This is a genomic window from Buttiauxella massiliensis, assembly GCF_902500225.1.
In the GTDB taxonomy this organism is placed as follows: Bacteria; Pseudomonadota; Gammaproteobacteria; order Enterobacterales; family Enterobacteriaceae; genus Buttiauxella; species Buttiauxella massiliensis.
Window position 1 is genome coordinate 181,557 of sequence record NZ_LR722650.1, and the last position, 20,295, is coordinate 201,851.

Genomic DNA, 20,295 nt, shown 5'->3' on the forward strand with positions numbered 1-20,295 from the left:
ATTATTTAATTCTAGCAAAGCCCACAAAAGGTGATTTTCGCTTTTGTGTCCTGCGTTGCGCTTTGATTGAGGTCGTGGAAAAGGGCGTGTGGGTGAGTTTTGCGCAATTAAGTGATCCCTATTGCAAAATCACACACATTTTATGGCTTTACGGCCTCGACGTAACGCAACGCCTGCGCTTATGATTCTTAGGTTTTGCAACGTTCAGGGGGAGAAGAGTAATGCGAGCTGCGTTTTTAGCGGGATTTGCCGTACTGTTATTGTCGGCATGTAGTAGTGAACCACCTCAACAAGCCACTGCAGCTCACGTACCGCCTGGTATGCGCGCAGCAATGTCAAATCAGGGGCAGGCGAGTTGTGCAATGATTGGTGGGACGTTGAGTGTTGCTCGTCAGCTTGATGGTTCAGCAATCGGTATGTGCGCGATGCCGAACGGCAAACGCTGTAGTGAAAATGCGCTTGCCGCCGGGACTTGTGGGGCGTACTAACCTAATCAGTTGACCAGATCGGCCAGTTTATAAACTAAAGTATGCTGGCTGGTTTTGAGCGTCAGTTGTTGCGGAGCTAAGTCAACTTTTGCGCCCGTAGTCAGCATATCGTTAATCATGTGATCCAACTCGTTAAGCTGCGGCTCCGCGCATAACATCATGGTCATTCCCAGACCTTTCGCTTTCAGCGTGCTGTCTTCAAGCGTTGCCTGGCCCATAAAGCGGTTACACATCGCACCGGAAATATGCATGTTTTCACCGAAGCTCAGCTCCGGCGTGCGTTTAATGCCGTCCAACGGTTTGCCGTCTACGGTTTGCAGAACATAACGGTGGTGTTGCAGATCTTGCGCGGTGACTGCGGATTTATCGCCAGATTGCGCGCAGCCAGCCAGTACCATTGCAGCCAGCGCTAAAGAAGCTAATTTTTTCATTTCTTTTCCCTAAGTTATTCAGTTCATCAATGAGTTGCTGGGGATTGTAGCAAATTTATGGATTCATCCATTGGGTATAATCTTAAAAATGGCGGATGACGTTGCGCCATCCGCCATTGATTAGCTCACCTGATTAACACAAGGCTCGCCGTTCTCTAACTGACGCAAATTTTCCAGCGTCGTTTCGGAAATGCTGGTTAACGCTTCCGCTGTCAGGAACGCCTGGTGGCCGGTAAACAGCACGTTGTGGCAGGCCGACAGGCGGCGGAACACGTCATCCTGAATCACATCGTTAGATTTATCTTCAAAGAACAGGTCGCGTTCGTTCTCATACACATCCATACCTAACGCACCGATTTTTTGATTTTTCAGTGCATCAATAGCGGCTTGGGAATCAATCAAAGCGCCACGACTGGTGTTGATAATCATCACGCCATCTTTCATCTGTGCAAATGCAGCCTGGTCAAGTAAATGATAGTTCTCAGGCGTCAGAGGGCAGTGCAGTGAAATAACATCTGACTGTGCGAACAGCGTTGGCAAATCGACATATTCCACACCCAGTTCAAGTGCGGCTGCACTTGGGTACGGATCGAACGCCAGCAAGCGCATCCCGAAGCCTTTCAAAATTCTCAGCGCGGCAATACCAATCTTACCGGTGCCAATCACACCGGCGGTTTTGCCGTACATGGTGAAGCCAGTCAGCCCTTCCAGAGAGAAGTTCGCATCGCGGGTACGCTGATAAGCGCGGTGAATACGACGGTTCAGGCACATCATCATGCCGAGTGCATGTTCTGCTACGGCTTCTGGTGAATAAGCTGGAACTCGCACCACCGGCAGGCCTAACTCTTTAGCAGCGTCGAGATCGACGTTGTTAAAGCCCGCGCAGCGCAATGCGATGAACTTCACACCATGCCTTTTGAGCTCTTCGAGAACAGGGCGGCTACCGTCGTCATTCACGAAGATACAAACACCATCGCAACCATGAGCAGTTTTGGCTGTTTTTTCGGTTAGCAGAAAGTCGAAAAATTCAAGTTCAAAGCCGTATTCATTGTTAACCTGCTCCAGATACTTTTTGTCGTACTGTTTTGTGCTATACACTGCCAGTTTCATGAGACTTATCTCCAGAATAATATTGATGTAAAATTATCACGCTTAAAATATTCATACAAATATTAAAATTTATTTTCAAGCATGAAATTCTACTGCTAACCCAAGGTTGGCTACGCTTATACCAGGTACGACCTTCACGCCCGGTCCAAATAATGCAAGAATGATCGCATATGTTGTTTAAATGGGCACATAATTGTCGCAGAATCAGGATATTAATCACCCATGAAGGGTAAATATAAAGCCATTATTGCGTTGGCATTGATACTCATTCTACTACCGTTAACGCTTCTGATGACTATAGCCCATTGGCTGCCAACACTTGCCGGTATCTGGCTGCCGCAAGGGACACGCATTGCTATGGAAGCCAGCCCGCGATTTACGCGTGGTGCGATAATCGTTCCTGATTTACGTTATCTTGCCGGAGATTGCGGGCTGGCGATGATAAAAGATGCCACTCTTAGCCACCCCAAACGCTGGCGCATTCATCTTGATACGCTCAATCTTAACGTTGATTGCCTGAGTAAAATTCCTCTCGACGAATCTGGCCCAGCCGCACCGCGTACTTTGGCCGAGTGGCAATCACTGCTGCCTGAAAGCCTGCTCACTATAGATAGGGTCAATGTAACCCCCTTTCAACAGTTCTCCGGCGGTTTACGTTTAACGTTAACACCGCAGCAGCAAACGGTTCACTACCAAGGCCCATCGCTCAGCGTTGATGCGCAGCTAAACGGTCAAATGCTCAATCTGCAAAAGTTAAAGATTCAGGCTTTTGCTGGTATGGACCCGTTGGAACTTGTCGGCACCATTACCTTACCTCCGCTTACCGATAAACTGCCTGAACAGGGTCATCTCGCAACTAAATTACGCATTCCACAAGAGCCTGAACTGGTCGATGTCGTTCTGAACTGGAATGATGAACAGGGTTCATTTTCACTGAAGAAGCCTGCTGCGGCTGAGGCATTGTTGACGCTGCCATGGACCATCAGTGAGAACATTTTTGAAGTCAATGGTGGGCAGTGGTTCTGGCCCTATGCCGGGTTCCCGCTGCGAGGTGGCATTGCTTTACGGATTGATGACTGGAAGCAGGGGCTGGAAAAGGCCTTAATCAGCGGGCGTATGAACGTCGTCACGCAGGGTAGTGCCGGGAAAGCCAACGCGGTGCTAAATATTGGTCCCGGGAAGCTCAGCATGATCAACAGCTCCTTACCGGTGCAATTAACCGGTGAAGCAAAACAAGATGGCATGGTGTTTTACGCAGTGCTGCCGGGTGAAATTAGCGGAGCGATTGCCGATCCAAAATTGTTGTTCCGTCCAGGCGCTCTACTGCGATCACGTGGGCGTGTCATCGACTCCATTGACGTCGATGAAATCCGTTGGCCGCTTGCCGGTGTCAGCGTCACGCAGCGCGGTGTCGATGGGCGGTTGCAGGCAATTGTTCGCGCACACGAAAACCAAAGGGGTAATTTCGTGCTGCATCTGGATGGCAAAGCGGATGACTTTTTGCCAGATGCTGGGTTATGGCGGTGGAAGTATTGGGGCAAGGGTGAGTTTACCCCGATGCAGGCTAAGTGGGATGTGCGCGGACAAGGAGAGTGGCGCGATAGCGTGATTGAACTTAGCTCGCTTTCTACCGGCTTTGACAAGCTTGAGTATGGCTCAATGCTGGTCACTGAACCACGCTTGAAACTGGAGAGGCCTCTACACTGGCAGCGTGCGCAAACCGCTCCCACTTTTGACGGCGCATTTATCCTCAATGCGGGAGAAACGACTTTCAGCGGTGGCAGTACGTTACCGCCGTCAACATTAACCTTTAGCGTAACGGGCGAAGACCCTTCTTCATTCCAGTATAAAGGTGACCTCCACGCAGGCAGTATTGGCCCGGTACGTGTGAATGGCCGCTGGGATGGTGTGCGCCTGCGCGGTAATGCGTGGTGGCCACAGCAAGGTTTAACTGTGTTCCAGTCGCTTATCCCCGCTGACTGGAAAATGACTTTAAAAGATGGCTCGCTCTATTCACAGGTGGCTTTTTCCGCAGCCGCAGGGCAGGGATTTGAGGCCGGCGGCCATGGTGTGGTGAAAAATGGCAGCGTCTGGTTGCCGGATAACCAAATTAATGGTGTTGATTTTGTGCTGCCATTCCGCTTTAGCCACAGCACCTGGCGATTAGGGACTGATGGTCCGGTCACCTTGCGGATAGCCGAAGTTAAAAATCAGATTGCCGCGACAAATGTGACGGCCGATCTTGAAGGATGGTATCCATGGAGTGAAAAGCAGCCGCTGATGCTCAGTAACGTTAATGTGGATCTTCTGGGTGGAAAATTACGAATGCAGCAGTTGCGCATGCCGCAACGTGATGCAGCCTTGCTACGCTTAGAAAATATCTCGTCGAGCGAATTGATTACTGCGGTCAATCCCAAACAGTTCACTATGTCCGGGCGTGTGAATGGTGCCTTGCCGCTGTGGCTTAACCATCCACAATGGATCATTAAAGGTGGCTGGCTGACAAATCCAGGCCCACTGACATTGCGGCTGGATAAAGATATGGCTGATGCCATTGTTGAGAACAATATTGCTGCAGGCGTTGCGGTTAACTGGCTGCGTTATATGGAGATTTCTCATTCCTGGACAGATATTAATTTAGATAACCTTGGCGTGTTAACTTTGCGGGCGAATGTGCAGGGCACAAGCCAGGTTGAAGGGAAAAGGAATGCGGTGCGGCTGAACTACAGCCATCAGGAAAACCTCTTTACGCTTTGGCGCAGCCTGCGTTTTGGGGACAATTTGCAAACCTGGCTTGAGCAACATACCGAACTGCCGGATGTGCGTTGCCAGGCTCGCGATAAAGCTTGTGAGGAAACACAATGAAAATCGTCATCGCTATGCTCCTGGTGACAGGGATTGCCGGGTTAACGGGATGCACGCCGCGTATTGAAGTCGCGGCGCCAAAAGAACCTATCACCATTAATATGAACGTGAAAATCGAGCATGAGATTCATATTAAAGTCGATAAAGACGTTGAAACGTTGCTTAAAAACCGCAGCGATTTGTTTGGTCAGGAGTGAAGCTCATGAACAAAATCGTTAAGAGTGTTTTACTGGCAAGCATATTACTGAGCCAACAGGCATTGGCATTAACCCTGTCGGAAGCACGCCAGCAAGGGCGAGTGGGGGAGACACTAAGCGGTTATGTTGCGCCAATTAAACAAGATAAAGAGACGCTGGCGTTGGTGAAAAGCATTAACGAAGCGCGTGCGGAAAATTATCAGAAACTGGCAGACAGCAACAATATCTCAGCAAACCAGGTCGCAGAATTGGCCGGGCAGAAGCTGGTGGCTCGCGCACAACCGGGCGAATTCGTACGCGGCATTAACGGCCAATGGATGAAAAAATAACTCGTGACACAAGGCGCTGGGCTACACTGAAGTTGCTTTGATGACACGGATTGTACACGCATGTATTAGCGATACCGTTGTTCTGAAGTCCGCTCATTTACCTGTATGCGTGAAATAGTATAGGGACAAAAAGCCACTCTTTTTTTCCGTACTATGGATACAGCTATGAGTACTGGATGAGGAACAACTAATGAAAAAGATTGTTTTGACCGTGGTGCTATCTCTGGTTACCACAGCGGCGTTCGCGCAATTAACGATGAACTCTGGAACAAGTAATACGGGCTCAGGCAGTTCATCGAGCAGCAGCCAGCAAACAGGTACCGTCGACTTGATAGGCAGTGATACGGTTGCCGGCCTTGGGACTAGCGATACCGTAGCTGGTCTCAGTGGGAGCGATTCGCAGACTATCAACCCTACATCCTCATCCTCGCCAATGCCGGCTTTTGGGCATACGGGCAACCTCAGACAACCCGGTTCAATCCGTCATTAAGAAATAAGTGGATCAGTTGTTGTATAGCATCAAACGGTTACCAACCAGAGGTCTTAATGCTGGTCTCGTTAAGGTGCTATTAACATATATTTATATAGCATCCGAAATAAAAAGCTTATTTTCTCAGCAGCTTAATTTAAAACCAGTGATTGGTTTTTATTCTATTTAAAATATTCACCTTATATTTTTTAAGTACATTCTCGATTAAGAAAACAGCCTCCTCATGAACGGTAGTATCCGTTAGGTAGGATTTACGTGACAGTACCTCGTTGCATCTCATACTGAGATTGGGCGTATCGAATTATTTAGCTGTAAAAATGCAAATATGTGAAGCTAATGACTGCGCAAGTGCGAATGCACAGAGCAAGTATCTGATGCGTAGATAATGCACTGATTTTCATAAAATAAGTACAAGATAAAAACATTAGGACAACATACAGACATTCACAAAATAAAATATTGAGTAGGGAGTAAAAAGAACCTATATTGACGGCGTTTTTTACATGGTGCTCAGTTTTTCTACATTCATTAATTCAACTGCCAAATTAACGAACCGGCAGCTGTGGGAGAGATATGATGACGGATAAAGTCCGTATTGATAGTTTAGGTGCTAATTCATTCAATGGTAACAATGAAACCTATTTGGCGCGTCAAGCTGAATTTGAATCGAATGTCAGAAGTTATCCACGTAAATTGCCTTTAGCAATTGCGCAGGCCAACGGTGTTTGGATCACTGATGTTGAGAATAATCAATATCTTGATTGCCTGGCCGGTGCGGGTACGCTTGCTCTTGGGCATAACCATCCTGACGTGCTGCAAAGCATCCAAAATGTCATTACCAGCGGCTTGCCGTTACATACACTGGATCTTACAACACCGTTGAAAGATCAGTTCTCGGAATATCTTCTCTCTTTATTGCCAGGTCAGGGTAAAGAATATTGCCTGCAATTCACCGGTCCATCCGGTGCGGATGCAGTTGAAGCTGCACTGAAACTGGCTAAGAAAGTCACCGGTCGTTCAGGCATCATCAGCTTCTCTGGCGGCTATCACGGCATGACTCACGGCGCACTTTCCGTAACAGGTAACCTGTCACCGAAAGAAGCGGTTGATGGCATGATGCCTGAAGTTCAGTTTATGCCTTATCCGCACCTGTACCGCTGCCCGCTGGGTATTGGCGGTGAGGCTGGCGTGAAAGCATTAACTTACTACTTCGAAAACCTGATCAACGACGTTGAGAGTGGCGTGCGCAAACCTGCGGCCGTCATTCTGGAAGCGGTTCAGGGTGAAGGTGGCGTGAACCCAGCTCCTGTTGAGTGGCTGCAGCGCATTCGCAAAGTCACCAAAGAACACGGCATTCTGCTGATCATCGATGAAGTTCAGGCTGGCTTCTGCCGTACCGGTAAATTGTTCGCCTTCGAACATGCTGGTATCGAGCCGGACATCATTGTTATGTCTAAAGCGGTTGGTGGTGGCTTGCCACTGGCTGTTCTGGGCATTAAAAAAGAGTTTGATGCATGGTCACCTGGCCACCACACCGGTACTTTCCGTGGTAACCAACTGGCGATGGCAACCGGCCTGACAACTCTGAAGCACCTGACCGAAAACAAGATTGCTGACAAAGTTGCAGCACAGGGCGAGTGGCTGAAAGGCAAACTGGCTGAGCTGCAAAAACGTTACCCGGTCATTGGCCAGGTTCGTGGTCTTGGCTTAATGATCGGTATCGAAATCGTTAAACCAAACGAAGCCAAAGATCATATGGGTTGCTACCCAGCTGATGCTGAGTTGTCCGCATTGCTGCAGAAGAACTGCTTCAAAGCAGGGCTGATTCTGGAGCGTGGTGGCCGTAATGGCGTCGTGCTGCGTCTGCTACCATCTTTGCTTATCACTAATGATGAGCTGGCTATTTTCCTCGATAAGTTTGAGCAGGCGCTGTTAGCGGCTGGCATCAAGCCTGTTTGAGTGGAGTTAATGACCTCGATGTCTGAATTAAATCCTATCCTGGCAGGCTCAGCGCAAAGCACTGAAGCCTACCAGCAGGCCATTGCACAGACCAGCGCGGCTGTTGTGCAGTGGTTGCAGCAACCTGAGATGTATCAGGGTAAATCTGTTGCTGAACTGCGTGAACGCATTCAACTGGATTTTAATCCTCAGGGCCTGGGCAACCAGGTCGCTATTGAGCGTGCGATCGAATACTTCTTAAAAGACAGCCTGTCGGTGCATCACCCGCAGTGTGTCGCGCACTTGCATTGCCCAAGTCTGGTTATCAGCCAGGCTGCAGAAGTATTGATCAACGCCACAAACCAGAGCATGGACTCATGGGATCAAAGCCCGTCTGCGACCATCATTGAGATGAAGCTGATTGAATGGCTGCGTGCTCAAGTGGGTTATCAGGCAGGCGATGCTGGCGTGTTCACCAGTGGTGGCACCCAGAGCAACCTGATGGGTCTTATGCTGGCTCGTGACGCGTTCTTTGCGCGCCAGGGCCACTCCATCCAGCAAGATGGCCTGGTCGGCAACCTGAAAAAGATTAAAGTCCTGTGTTCTGAAAACGCGCACTTCTCAGTGCAGAAGAACATGGCTTTAATGGGCCTCGGTTACCAGTCAGTGACGTTGGTGAAAACCGATGAATTCGCGCGTATGGATATTAACGACCTGCGTGAGAAACTGGCACAGGCTCAGGCAAACGACGAACAGATCCTGGCGATTGTTGCAACAGCGGGTACTACCGATGCTGGCGCAATTGATCCGTTGCGTGAAATCGCCACCCTGGCAGCAGAGCACCAGATTTGGGTGCATGTTGATGCAGCGTGGGGCGGTGCGTTGTTGATGTCCGAGAAATATCGCGACTATCTGGACGGTATTGAGTTAGTGGACTCCATCACCCTGGACTTCCACAAACAGTACTTCCAGACCATCAGCTGTGGTGCTTTCTTGCTGAAAGAAGCGCGCCACTACGAGTTGATGCGCTATCAGGCGGCTTATCTGAACTCTGAGTTCGATGAAGCAGCTGGCGTGCCAAACCTGGTGTCTAAATCTTTGCAGACGACTCGCCGTTTCGACGCACTGAAACTGTGGATGGGTCTGGAAGCATTAGGTCAGAAGCAATATGCCGCGATCATCGATCATGGTGTGACACTTGCACAAGAAGTTGCGCAGTACGTTACTGAAGAGCAGTCTCTGGAACTGGTGATGAAACCACAACTGGCGAGCGTTCTGTTCCGTTTCCGTCCTGAGCAAATGGCTTCTGATAGCGACGCAGAAATTGCATTGCTGAACCAGAAAATTGGTGATGCATTGCTGGACTCTGGCCGCGCAAACGTAGGTGTGACTGAGCATAACGGCGTCACTTGCCTGAAGCTGACTCTGCTGAATCCGACCGTTACGCTTGAGGATATTAAAGTCCTGCTGGCGTTGGTTGAGAAAACAGCACAACCGTTGCTGGTTGGCTAAATAAAGTAAATGGGCGGTAAATACCGCCCATTTATATTTCCCTCGCAATACATTTGTTTCCTGTCTCGCACTTCTTTTTATTATTAACGATACTGCTCATATTCAATTGTTTCACGCACCGTGATCAGCGCCTGATAAAGAAGATCTTCACTGACGGACCCGAGTGCTATACGAATAGCGTGGGGAACATTTTGCGAAGTACTGAAAGGCTCCGCAGTTGAGATAGAAATATGTTTCTCCAGCAAGCTGCGTACCACACTTTCGGCTCGCACTTCTTCAGCCAGCGGCAGCCATAAAAAATAAGATACTGGATGACTGATATAGGGCAGCGATCCAAACACTTCGCGCGCAATGTTTTGACGCCTTTGAGCATCTTCTCGCTTGAGTGATTCAAGTCTGTTGACCGTTCCATCACGTATCCAGCCACATACTATGGATGTCATAAGGGCAGGCGTATTCCAGGTGGTTGCCCTAATCACTCGTTCCAGCGCCGCTCTGTATGGAGCAGGGCAGACAACAGCCCCGACGCGCAAGCCGGTCGCGATATTCTTCGAAAAACCAGTGACATAAATAGTCCGTTCTGGTGCAAAAGTAGCCACCGGCGGGGGCGGGTTACTGACCAGAAAAGCATATGCCGCATCCTCAATCACCAGCAGATCATGTTCTCTGGAGATAGCTGCGATTTCTTTACGTTGATCGGAACTGAGTACCCACCCCAGCGGATTATGTAGAGTGGGCATCGTGTAGATGGCACGTACTCGCCTGTGCAGGCATAATTTGCGCAAAGCATTCAGGTCCGGGCCTGTGGCAGATACAGGAATTGCTACCAGTTCGAGGCTCGATGCTACCGCCAGCGTCTTAAAGCCTGAATAGGTCAGCGCGTCGACAGCTATCACATCTCCAGGTTTAAAAAGCCCCAAAACGGTAATGGCCAAGCCATGCTGGGCACCGCTAACAATAAGAACATCGTCCGGGCAAGCGCGTATCCCTGCGAGGGCTAGATGGGATGCTATGGTTTCACGTTCGCTGCAACGGCCAGCATGAGGTTGATAGCGCAACAGTGCTTCCAGGTCGCCGATGGTAGTGAGTTGTCGTAAAGCATCTCTCAACAGTTCAGTTTGCTCAGGAAGTGCGGGGTAGTTAAAGTTCAAATCCAGTACATCGGCCGCCACAATTTGCTGATCGATCCCTAATCCGGCGGGAAGAGATATTTCCCTGACAAAAGTGCCGCGTCCGGTTTCCCCGCTCACCAATCCCATGGATTCAAGTTCAGCGTATACGCGAGTCGCCGTAGCGAGTGAAATATGTTTTTCAGCAGATAATGCCCGGTGAGTAGGTAACTGGGTTCCTGCTGCCAGATGACCTAAACGGATGGCAGCAGCATAGTCATCAACAATCGCTTTATATCGCGCTTTCACTGAATGTATCCATGACAATATTTTGATTGTCATGGATTGTGCCGCCTATCATGCAACCTGTCTATGTAAGAGATGCCGTGGAGCTCTCTTCACGTGCTGCTGAGATTGAGGTGAATGTGGTTTATAAAAAGAGTGCAGGTTCATTATCAGGATGGCTAAACGGATTGATTGGCGTGGTTATTTTTAGTGGTTCGCTCCCGGCAACACGTTTGGGTTTGGCAGTACACGAAATCGATCCTTTATTCCTTACGTTTATCCGCGCATCTATTGCGGGTGTGTTAGCGCTGATATTGGTGCTGAGTTTCAGGGAACAACGTCCGAAGACGTCTCAAATTGGCTCATTGGTGATTGTCGCATTGGGCGTGGTTATTGGTTTCCCATTACTGACAGCGATGGCCTTACAATATGTCACCTCAGCCCATTCGATTGTTTTTCTTGGACTATTACCGTTAGCTACCGCCATCTTTGGCGTTATTCGTGGTGGTGAACGTCCTCACCAGGCATTTTGGGTGTTTTCAATCATTGGTAGTTTACTGGTGGTGGGTTTTGCTCTTTCCCAGAACGTTTCGATTTCGCAAACGGGTGATTTACTGATGCTGGCATCTATTGCGGTGTGTGGTCTTGGTTATGCCGAGGGGGCGAAACTTTCGAGAGAGCTGGGAGGGTGGCAGGTTATCAGTTGGGCACTGCTTATCTCACTTCCCTTTATGCTGATAGCCTCATGGGCGACGATGCCAGCAACATTTTCCAGCATCAGCACTCAAGCATGGCTTGCGCTTGGTTACGTCTCATTTTTTAGCATGCTTATCGGTTTCATATTCTGGTACAAAGGGCTCGCAGTGGGGGGCATTGCAGCCGTGGGCCAACTACAACTACTGCAACCTTTCTTTGGTCTTGCGCTTTCGGCAACACTGCTTCATGAAACGGTCAGTGTGTTGATGCTAATCGTCACACTTGGAGTCATTGCTTGCGTAGTGGGCTCACGCAAATTTGCATAGTGTTGAAAGCCGCTGCGGGTGTGGACGCGATTGATGCTGTGAATCCTTGCGAATCAATACAATAAAAAACGGCAAACATAAAGTTTGCCGTTTTCAAAAATCACTATCTAAAAATTACGCAGTAACGATGCTATCAATCGCCGCTTTCGCGTCAGTTTGCGCTTTAGTCGCTACTTCAGGGCCGTATGCAATACCTTCAGCGAACACGTAGTTCACATCGGTAATACCGATAAAGCCTAAGAAAATGTTCAGATACGGCACCAGCAGATCGGTAGGGGTATCTTTATGAATACCACCACGGCTGGTCAGAACCACAGCACGTTTGCCGGTTACCAAACCTTCTGGGCCTTTTTCGGTGTAACGGAAAGTCACGCCAGCACGGGCTACCAGGTCGAAATAGTTCTTCAACTGTGTTGGAATGTTGAAGTTGTACATTGGTGCGTTGATGACAATAACGTCGTGAGCTTTCAGCTCGGCGATCAGCTCATCAGACAGCGCCAGAGCTTCTTGCTGACGTGGTGACAGTGGGGCATCGCTTGGACGCAGTGCGCCAACCAACTCGCCATCCAATACTGGGATTGGGTTCGCAGCCAGATCACGCACGGTAATCTCATCTGCGCTATGCTCTTCACGCCATTGTTCAACAAAATAGTCGGACAGCTGATTTGACTGAGAGTAACCTGCCAGGATGCTGGACTTCAGGACTAATACTTTGCTCATGGGTGATTCCTTTGTTGTGTTCATTCGGGACTGATTGCCCGTTGCTGTGGTGTAGATTATTCACAATCCGCTTGCAGTGATAGCGCAATATATCGAACTCAATGTTCGATTTTATTGAACAAGGCGTTGAAAGGTGTGATGTGCTAATCTAGCGCCAATTGACGATATACCCGTCATATTTCAAGTTGTCTCTTTGTTGGCTGCACTCGCTCACCCGAATCACTTACTTATGTAAGCTCATCGGGACTCGTTCTTTTGCCGCCGCGATGCAACTCGAACTATTTAGGGTATACATAAATATCTGGATTATCTGGCAGAGCGCTGCCATGACGACTACGCAATGGAAAACATAAAACCCTCACTGTCCTCATTATTCTCTCGCCTCGACGGCTTAATGCTACGCGACAGGCAACGCTTCTCCCGCCGGATACATGGCGCGAAGAAGGTGAAAAATCCTGAATCGCAGCAGGCGGTGTTAGAGGCACTGGCCCAGGAAATCGAAGCGGCAGCCGGTAAGGTTCTGCTGCGTGCAGCTTCGCGACCGAAAATCACCTACCCAGAAAACTTGCCTGTCAGCCAGAAGAAACAGGACATTTACGATGCCATTCGTGACCATCAGGTGGTTATCGTGGCGGGGGAAACTGGCTCAGGTAAAACCACGCAGTTGCCAAAAATCTGCATGGAACTGGGGCGCGGGTTAACTGGGCTGATTGGTCACACGCAGCCGCGCCGTCTGGCGGCACGAACCGTTGCCAACCGTATTGCCGAAGAGCTGCAAACCGAACCGGGCGGGTGCGTCGGGTACAAGGTGCGTTTCACCGATCACGTCAGTGAAAACACCATGGTCAAACTGATGACCGACGGCATCCTGTTGGCGGAAATTCAGCAAGACCGTCTGCTAATGCAGTACGACACCATCATTATCGATGAAGCGCACGAACGTAGTCTGAACATCGATTTCCTGCTGGGCTATTTGCGTGAGTTATTGCCGCGTCGCCCGGATCTGAAAATCATCATCACTTCTGCGACCATCGATCCGCAACGCTTCTCACGTCATTTCAATAATGCGCCGATTATCGAAGTTTCTGGCCGTACTTACCCGGTGGAAGTGCGTTATCGCCCGATTGTTGAAGATGCTGACGATACCGATCGCGACCAGCTACAGGCGATTTTTGATGCGGTGGATGAACTCGGTCATGAAAGTGCCGGAGACATTCTGATTTTCATGAGCGGCGAGCGTGAAATTCGCGACACCGCTGATGCGCTAAACAAGCTGAATCTGCCGCACACCGAAGTGCTGCCGCTGTATGCGCGCTTATCGAATAGCGAGCAAAACCGCGTCTTCCAGTCGCATGTGGGGCGTCGAATTGTGCTGGCAACCAACGTCGCGGAAACCTCGCTCACCGTTCCGGGCATTAAATACGTTATCGACCCGGGTACGGCGCGTATCAGCCGTTACAGCTACCGCACCAAAGTGCAGCGTTTGCCGATTGAGCCAGTTTCCCAGGCTTCCGCCAACCAGCGTAAAGGCCGCTGCGGGCGCGTGTCTGACGGGATCTGTATTCGTCTGTATTCCGAGGACGATTTCCTGTCGCGCCCGGATTTTACCGATCCGGAAATTCTGCGTACTAACCTGGCATCCGTTATCTTGCAGATGACTTCGCTTGGCCTTGGCGATATTGCCGCGTTCCCGTTTGTGGAAGCGCCAGATAAACGCAATATTCAGGACGGTGTGCGCCTGCTTGAAGAGCTTGGCGCTATCACCAGCGAAGAAGATCTTAGCGTTTATAAACTCACCGCATCGGGCCGCCAGCTGGCGCAGTTACCTGTCGATCCGCGTCTGGCGCGAATGGTGCTGGAAGCGCAGAAATTTGGCTGCGTGCGTGAAGTGATGATCATCACCGCTGGCCTGTCGATTCAGGACCCGCGTGAACGCCCGATGGACAAACAGCAGGCGTCAGATGAAAAACATCGTCGTTTCCACGACAAAGAATCTGATTTCCTGGCCTACGTGAACCTGTGGAACTACCTCGGCGAGCAGCAAAAAGAGCTTTCGTCTAACCAGTTCCGCCGCCAGTGCAAACTCGATTACCTGAACTACCTGCGTGTGCGTGAATGGCAGGATATTTACACCCAATTGCGCCAGGTGGTGAAAGAGCTGGGCTTGCCGATTAACAGCGAACCGGCGGATTTCCGCTCCGTTCACTGTGCCTTGCTGACCGGTTTGCTTTCCCATATCGGCCAGAAAGATGCCGATAAACAGGAATACACCGGCGCGCGTAACGCCCGTTTCTCTATCTTTCCAGGCTCCGGTTTATTTAAGAAACCGCCAAAATGGACGATCGTTGCCGAACTGGTAGAAACCAGCCGCTTGTGGGGGCGCATCGCGGCCCGTATCGACCCGGAATGGGTAGAGCCGCTGGCGCAGCATTTGTTAAAACGCTCTTACAGCGAACCGCACTGGGAGAAATCGCAGGGCGCGGTGATGGCAACTGAAAAAGTCACGCTGTACGGCTTGCCGATTGTTGCTGCCCGCAACGTGAATTACAGCCAGATTGACCCGGCACTTTGCCGTGAGCTGTTTATTCGCCACGCGTTGGTGGAAGGTGACTGGCAGACGCGCCATGCGTTCTTCCGCGACAACCTCAAGCTGCGTAATGAAATTGAAGAACTTGAACACAAATCCCGTCGTCGCGACATTCTGGTGGACGACGACACGCTGTTTGAGTTTTACGACCAGCGCATTGCTCACGATGTGATTTCTGCACGTCACTTTGATAACTGGTGGAAACAGGCCAGCAAAGAGACGCCGGATCTGCTCAATTTCGAAAAGAGCATGTTGATCAAAGAAGGCGCGGAACAAGTCAGCAAACTGGATTACCCGAACTTCTGGCATCAGGGCAATCTCAAGCTGCGCCTGACTTATCAGTTTGAACCGGGCGCGGATGCCGATGGTGTGACGGTGCATATTCCGCTGCCGCTATTAAACCAGGTCGAAGAGGCCGGGTTTGAGTGGCAAATTCCGGGCGTGCGCCGTGAACTGGTTATTGCGCTGATTAAGTCATTGCCTAAGCCAGTACGCCGTAACTTTGTGCCTGCGCCAAACTACGCCGAAGCGTTTTTAGGCCGTGCCACGCCGCTGGAACTGCCGCTGCTGGAAAGTTTAGAGCGTGAATTCCGTCGTATGTCGGGCATTACTATCGACCGCGAAGACTGGCATTGGGATCAGGTGCCCGATCACCTGAAAATGACTTTCCGTATCGTCGATGAAAACAATAAGAAACTCAAAGAGGGTAAAGACCTCACCGAGTTGAAAGGTGGGCTGAAAGAGAAAGTCCAGCAAACGCTCTCGGCTGTAGCCGATGACGGTATTGAACAAAGCGGTTTGCATATCTGGAGTTTTGGCTCGCTTCCGGAAAGCTACGAGCAGAAACGCGGTAACTATCGCATGAAGGCCTTCCCGGCGCTGGTGGATGAAAAAGAGAGCGTGGCAATCAAGCTATTTGATAACCCGCTTGAGCAGCAACAGGCAATGTGGCGTGGTTTGCGCCGTTTGCTGCTGCTTAACATCCCATCGCCGATTAAATACCTGCATGAAAAGCTGCCGAACAAAGCCAAACTCGGCCTGTACTTCAACCCGTACGGCAAAGTCATGGATTTGATCGACGACTGTATTTCTTGCGGCGTGGACAAGCTGATCGCGCAGGCGGGCGGCCCGGTGTGGAGTGAAGAGGGCTTTGCAGCTTTGCATGAGCAAGTGCGTGCAGAACTCAACGAAACCGTGGTGGAAATTGCGAAGCAGGTCGAGCAAATCCTCACTGCCGTTTTCAACATTAACAAACGGCTGAAAGGGCGCGTGGATATGACCATGGCGCTGGGTCTGTCGGATGTAAAAGCCCAAATGAGCGGGCTGGTTTATCGCGGTTTTGTCACCGGAAACGGCTACAAACGTTTGGGCGATACGCTGCGTTACCTGAATGCCATTGAGAAACGCCTCGAGAAAATGGCCGTCGATCCGCATCGTGACCGCGTGCAAATGCTGAAAGTGGAACACGTGCAGCAAACCTGGCAGCAGTGGCTGAACAAACTGCCGCCAGCACGCCGGGTTGACGAAGACGTGCAGGAGATCCGCTGGATGATCGAAGAGCTGCGTGTGAGCTTCTTTGCGCAGCAATTGGGTACGCCTTATCCGATTTCTGATAAGCGTATTTTACAGGCGATGGAACAGATTACGGCGTAAGCCCGACTCCACTTCTATACTCCATGAGCGGTCAAATTCTGACCGCTCCACTGGGGTCCTCTCATGAAACGATTAGCCGATAAAGTTGCCATTGTTACCGGAGCCAGTTCTGGCATCGGATATGTCACCGCCAAACTGTTCGCCGCTGAAGGCGCAAAAGTGGTCGTTGGTGCCAGACGTGAAGCCGAACTTGCTCAACTGGTTGATGAAATCATAGCTGCGGGAGGCGAGGCCGTCGCCGTAACGGGCGATGTGCGCGAAGAAGCCTACGCTAAAGCGCTGGTGGAAAAAGCGGTGCAAACATGGGGGCGTCTGGATATCGCCTTTAATAATGCCGGAACGTTGGGTGAAAATGGCCCGAGTACTGAAGTCTCAGCGGAAGGGTTTGCCAATGCGGTGGCCATCAACCTAACCGGATCTTTCCTCGGAGCTAAACACCAGATTGCCGAAATGCTCAAACACGGCGGTGGCTCAGTGATCTTTACGTCTACGTTCGTCGGCTATTCCTTCGCATTCCCACAAGTCGCCTCATATGCCGCCAGCAAAGCCGGGTTAATTGGGCTAACGCAGGCGTTAGCAACGGAATTTGGCCCGCAGAATATTCGCGTGAATTCAGTTTTACCGGGCGCAGTGGATACCGATATGTATCGCGATATGAATGATACGGCGGAATCGCAGGCATTCATCACGGGGTTGCATGCGCTCAAACGGGTAGGTAAACCGGAAGAAATCGCGCGAGCGGTACTTTGGCTCGCGTCTGATGAATCTTCGTTTGTGACGGGTACCGCTTCACTGGTGGATGGCGGGGCATCAATTAACGGCGTTTAAGTTTAGTGATACCTCCGAAACACAGCATTGAGTTTGTCGTTCGGGGGTATTTTTTTGCTGCCTTGCAAAACAACCGGGCAAAATAATCCTTCTCCTGCACAAGCATTCGTAGCCTGTTTTAAATCTCCCCATGCTAGCTTAAAACCCTCTTTTGCGTTTGGTGTTCATAGGTATTTAAGCGATGGCGAATCATTTTTTCTCCTGTCCAAAAATTTATTTTGGTGAAGAGGCGATAAACTCACTAAGTACGTTAAATAATAAAAGAGTCGCCATCGTCACGGATGATTTTATGGTGTCATCCGGTAAGACACGTTATCTGATAGATGTTATGCCCCATGCCGCAATATCCATATTTAGTGAGGTGAAACCAGACCCGAATATCGATATTTTAAAAGCAGGTGCTGAAAAATTTAAAGCGTTCAAACCAAACGTGATTATCGCTTTGGGTGGTGGCTCAGCGCTGGATGCGGCAAAAGGCATTAAAGTCACACTTGAAGAACATTATCGCTCCCATTCGATTGAGCTGATTGCGATTCCAACCACCAGTGGTTCAGGCTCTGAAGTCACTTCGTACGCGATAATTTCTGACCCACAAAATGGCCGTAAATATCCCTTAGTGGCGCAAGAGCTGGTCCCCGATATTGCCATTCTTGACCCCTATCTGGTGCTGAGCATCCCGCGGCATATTACCGTCGACACCGGAATGGATGTGCTGACGCATGCGATTGAAGCGCTGGTTTCGACTGGGGCGAATGATTTCAGCGACGCGCTGGCGGAAAAGGCGATAGCGATAGTCTGGCAGTATTTACCACAGGTCTGTCACGATGAGAGCAACCTGGCGTTTCGTTCGCATATCCATAATGCTTCCTGCATGGCTGGCATGTCCTTTAATTCTTCCGGTCTTGGACTGGTTCACGGCATGGCGCACGCTATTGGTGGCATGCTGCATATTCCCCACGGCAAAATTAATGCCATGCTGTTGCCGCTGATTATTGAATTTAATGCCGCTGGGTCGACGCCGCTCACACTCGAACGTTATATCAAATGTGCTCGTATTATCGGTGTTGATCATGAAAATCCGCAGATTGCTATTTCCCATCTGGTCAAAAATATCCGCCTTATTAATCGCCAGTTTGGTATTCCGGCCACTTTAAAAGAGTTGGGTACCGAGAAGGCGTTATTTGAGTCGTTGCGCCAGCCGCTAATTGATGCGGCGCTTGCCGATGGTTGCACAATAACCAATCCACGTCAGCCCACGGTGCAGGATATTGACCGGTTACTTTCACTTATTTATCAGGCCGCTTAGTTATGAATGATATTCAGCACCAAGCCGAATGGCTCACCCGGCAAATTATGCAGGAATTAGCTGCCGGTAAAAATCCCGCACCGTTAATGATTCCGGTGGGCGTTTCTAACCGCCATATTCACCTGTGCCGCGAAGATATGGACGTGTTGTTCGGTTACTGCTCCACGTTAACTCGCATGAAAGCGGTGAAGCAGCCTGGGCAGTTTGCCGCAGAAGAAACGGTGACATTGCACACCCCAAAAGGCGATATCCCGAATGTCAGGGTTTTAGGGCCGTTACGCAGTTCAACGCAGATTGAAATCTCTGTGGCAGATAGTTTCGTGCTTGGGGTGAAAGCGCCAGTACGCATGTCTGGCGATCTGGATGATTCGCCGGGCATTGAAATTATCGGCCCCAAAGGGCGCGTCGTGAAACCACACGGAACCATTGTTGCCTGGCGCCACATTCATATTTCCCCGCAGGAAGCTGAACTGCACGGTCTGCGAGATGGGATGGAAATTGATATTCAGGCTGATGGTTTGCGGGCAGGGGTGCTAGGCCACGTTGTGGTACGAGTCAGTGCTGATGCGGTGCTTGAACTCCATGTTGATGTGGAAGAGGCCAACGGATTAGGGCTGCGCAACGGCGATCTGGTTTATCGAATCAATCAAGCCAATTGATGTGAGGGATGCTATGGAACATCAGACTTTATCCCAACGGTTGGACTTGCTGATTGCGGGGTTGCTAGAACAAAAACGTCGTGAGTTAAACGCCGGACGTAAAAAAGTCCGCGTGGTGGTAACGGGCGATAACTTCAGCACACTGCCTGCGACATTGCTCAGCCTCGCGGCTCTGGATCGCGCGGGATATCAATTACTGGTGACATTTTCCCATAGCGCCAGCGTATCCGGGTTGAAAGCGGCTTACATCAACGAGGTCGATTCGATTTGTGCCGGGGCGCTTTATTCCGAACAAGAACCCGTAGCGGGTGAAGATGATTACAGCAGCATGTTTTTACCTGCACTTTCCACCAACAGCCTGAGTAAAATTGCACTGGGTATCAGAGACAACCTCGCGAGCTCATGGGTGTTTCATGCGCTGAGTCGGCGCACAAAGGTGATTGCCACATTGAATCCGGAATGCGTGAGCTGCGAAAAAAACGGGTTTACGCTTCCGCTACTTTCACGCCTCTCAGAGTACGTCACCACACTGGAGCAATACGGAATTGTGATTGCAGGTAAAAAAGCATCCAGCTCCCATCATCGCCACATCGGTAAAGCCGGCAAATCAGTCAGCTTACAAAAACACCTGATTACGCTTAGCGACATCCGCACTTTATCCAGAACGGAAAACTTACATATCGAAAGTCATTCGCTGATTACACCTGCCGCGCAGGATGAAATCCGCCGTCAGAACATCACTGTTATTCAGGGATCGTAGGAGGAT

At 50.2% G+C, this 20,295-nt stretch carries 17 protein-coding genes; 13 read left to right on the forward strand and 4 right to left on the reverse strand.

Annotated features, from left to right (window positions below; translation table 11 throughout):
- The first annotated feature begins 221 nt into the window (after nt 1-221).
- A complete protein-coding gene (locus tag GC128_RS05375) occupies nt 222-488 on the forward strand; it encodes a putative hemolysin (protein ID WP_151993434.1) in 267 nt (88 codons plus the stop codon).
- A 5-nt stretch (nt 489-493) separates the two neighbouring features.
- On the opposite strand, the gene hslJ is transcribed toward GC128_RS05375, so the two are convergent.
- Nucleotides 494-919, reverse strand: a complete 426-nt coding sequence (gene hslJ, locus GC128_RS05380) for a heat shock protein HslJ (RefSeq protein ID WP_151993435.1) — start codon at nt 917-919, stop codon at nt 494-496.
- Nucleotides 920-1,039: 120 nt separating this feature from the next.
- Nucleotides 1,040-2,029, reverse strand: coding sequence for a 2-hydroxyacid dehydrogenase (locus tag GC128_RS05385; protein ID WP_151993436.1), 990 nt, complete (start codon nt 2,027-2,029; stop codon nt 1,040-1,042).
- A 222-nt stretch (nt 2,030-2,251) separates the two neighbouring features.
- Here GC128_RS05385 and GC128_RS05390 point away from each other — a divergent pair, with 222 nt between their 5' ends.
- The 6 genes from GC128_RS05390 to GC128_RS05415 all read left to right on the forward strand — a co-directional run bounded on the left by GC128_RS05390 (nt 2,252) and on the right by GC128_RS05415 (nt 9,360).
- Nucleotides 2,252-4,894 (forward strand): YdbH family protein, encoded by a 2,643-nt coding sequence (locus tag GC128_RS05390; protein ID WP_151993437.1) that lies wholly within the window; start codon nt 2,252-2,254, stop codon nt 4,892-4,894.
- Nucleotides 4,891-5,091 carry a YnbE family lipoprotein gene (locus tag GC128_RS05395; RefSeq protein WP_034455663.1) on the forward strand — a complete coding sequence of 67 codons (201 nt, stop codon included), beginning with the start codon at nt 4,891-4,893 and terminating at the stop codon, nt 5,089-5,091. The genes GC128_RS05390 and GC128_RS05395 overlap by 4 nt, the downstream gene beginning before the upstream one ends.
- A gap of 5 nt (nt 5,092-5,096) precedes the next feature.
- Nucleotides 5,097-5,420 (forward strand): YdbL family protein, encoded by a 324-nt coding sequence (locus GC128_RS05400; protein ID WP_151993438.1) that lies wholly within the window; start codon nt 5,097-5,099, stop codon nt 5,418-5,420.
- A 190-nt stretch (nt 5,421-5,610) separates the two neighbouring features.
- Nucleotides 5,611-5,910 (forward strand): hypothetical protein, encoded by a 300-nt coding sequence (locus GC128_RS05405; protein WP_151993439.1) that lies wholly within the window; start codon nt 5,611-5,613, stop codon nt 5,908-5,910.
- A 573-nt stretch (nt 5,911-6,483) separates the two neighbouring features.
- Entirely contained in the window at nt 6,484-7,869 is a 1,386-nt protein-coding gene (locus tag GC128_RS05410) for a diaminobutyrate--2-oxoglutarate transaminase (RefSeq protein WP_151993440.1), read from the forward strand.
- 18 nt (nt 7,870-7,887) lie between these two features.
- Entirely contained in the window at nt 7,888-9,360 is a 1,473-nt protein-coding gene (locus GC128_RS05415) for a pyridoxal phosphate-dependent decarboxylase family protein (protein ID WP_151993441.1), read from the forward strand.
- Between the two features lie 83 nt (nt 9,361-9,443).
- Here GC128_RS05415 and GC128_RS05420 read toward each other — a convergent pair whose 3' ends face one another.
- Complete coding sequence (locus tag GC128_RS05420; protein ID WP_151993629.1) at nt 9,444-10,778, reverse strand: aminotransferase-like domain-containing protein; 1,335 nt, start codon at nt 10,776-10,778, stop codon at nt 9,444-9,446.
- Between the two features lie 50 nt (nt 10,779-10,828).
- Between GC128_RS05420 and GC128_RS05425 the strand changes: the two genes are divergently transcribed.
- A complete protein-coding gene (locus GC128_RS05425) occupies nt 10,829-11,776 on the forward strand; it encodes a DMT family transporter (RefSeq protein ID WP_151993442.1) in 948 nt (315 codons plus the stop codon).
- A 114-nt stretch (nt 11,777-11,890) separates the two neighbouring features.
- On the opposite strand, the gene azoR is transcribed toward GC128_RS05425, so the two are convergent.
- Nucleotides 11,891-12,496: an FMN-dependent NADH-azoreductase gene (gene azoR, locus GC128_RS05430; RefSeq protein ID WP_034455656.1), complete on the reverse strand. Its 606-nt coding sequence runs from the start codon at nt 12,494-12,496 to the stop codon at nt 11,891-11,893.
- Nucleotides 12,497-12,836: 340 nt separating this feature from the next.
- Here azoR and hrpA point away from each other — a divergent pair, with 340 nt between their 5' ends.
- From hrpA to GC128_RS05455, 5 genes are all read left to right on the forward strand, one after another.
- Nucleotides 12,837-16,736, forward strand: a complete 3,900-nt coding sequence (hrpA, locus tag GC128_RS05435) for an ATP-dependent RNA helicase HrpA (protein WP_151993443.1) — start codon at nt 12,837-12,839, stop codon at nt 16,734-16,736.
- A gap of 63 nt (nt 16,737-16,799) precedes the next feature.
- Complete coding sequence (locus tag GC128_RS05440) at nt 16,800-17,564, forward strand: SDR family oxidoreductase (RefSeq protein ID WP_151993444.1); 765 nt, start codon at nt 16,800-16,802, stop codon at nt 17,562-17,564.
- 181 nt (nt 17,565-17,745) lie between these two features.
- Nucleotides 17,746-18,870, forward strand: coding sequence for a 1-propanol dehydrogenase PduQ (locus tag GC128_RS05445; RefSeq protein WP_151993445.1), 1,125 nt, complete (start codon nt 17,746-17,748; stop codon nt 18,868-18,870).
- Nucleotides 18,871-18,872: 2 nt separating this feature from the next.
- The gene (pduL, locus tag GC128_RS05450; RefSeq protein WP_151993446.1) at nt 18,873-19,529 is read left to right on the forward strand and encodes a phosphate propanoyltransferase; all 657 of its coding nucleotides are present in this window, start codon (nt 18,873-18,875) and stop codon (nt 19,527-19,529) included.
- A gap of 13 nt (nt 19,530-19,542) precedes the next feature.
- Nucleotides 19,543-20,289, forward strand: coding sequence for a hypothetical protein (locus GC128_RS05455; RefSeq protein ID WP_151993447.1), 747 nt, complete (start codon nt 19,543-19,545; stop codon nt 20,287-20,289).
- Nucleotides 20,290-20,295: the final 6 nt, after the last annotated feature.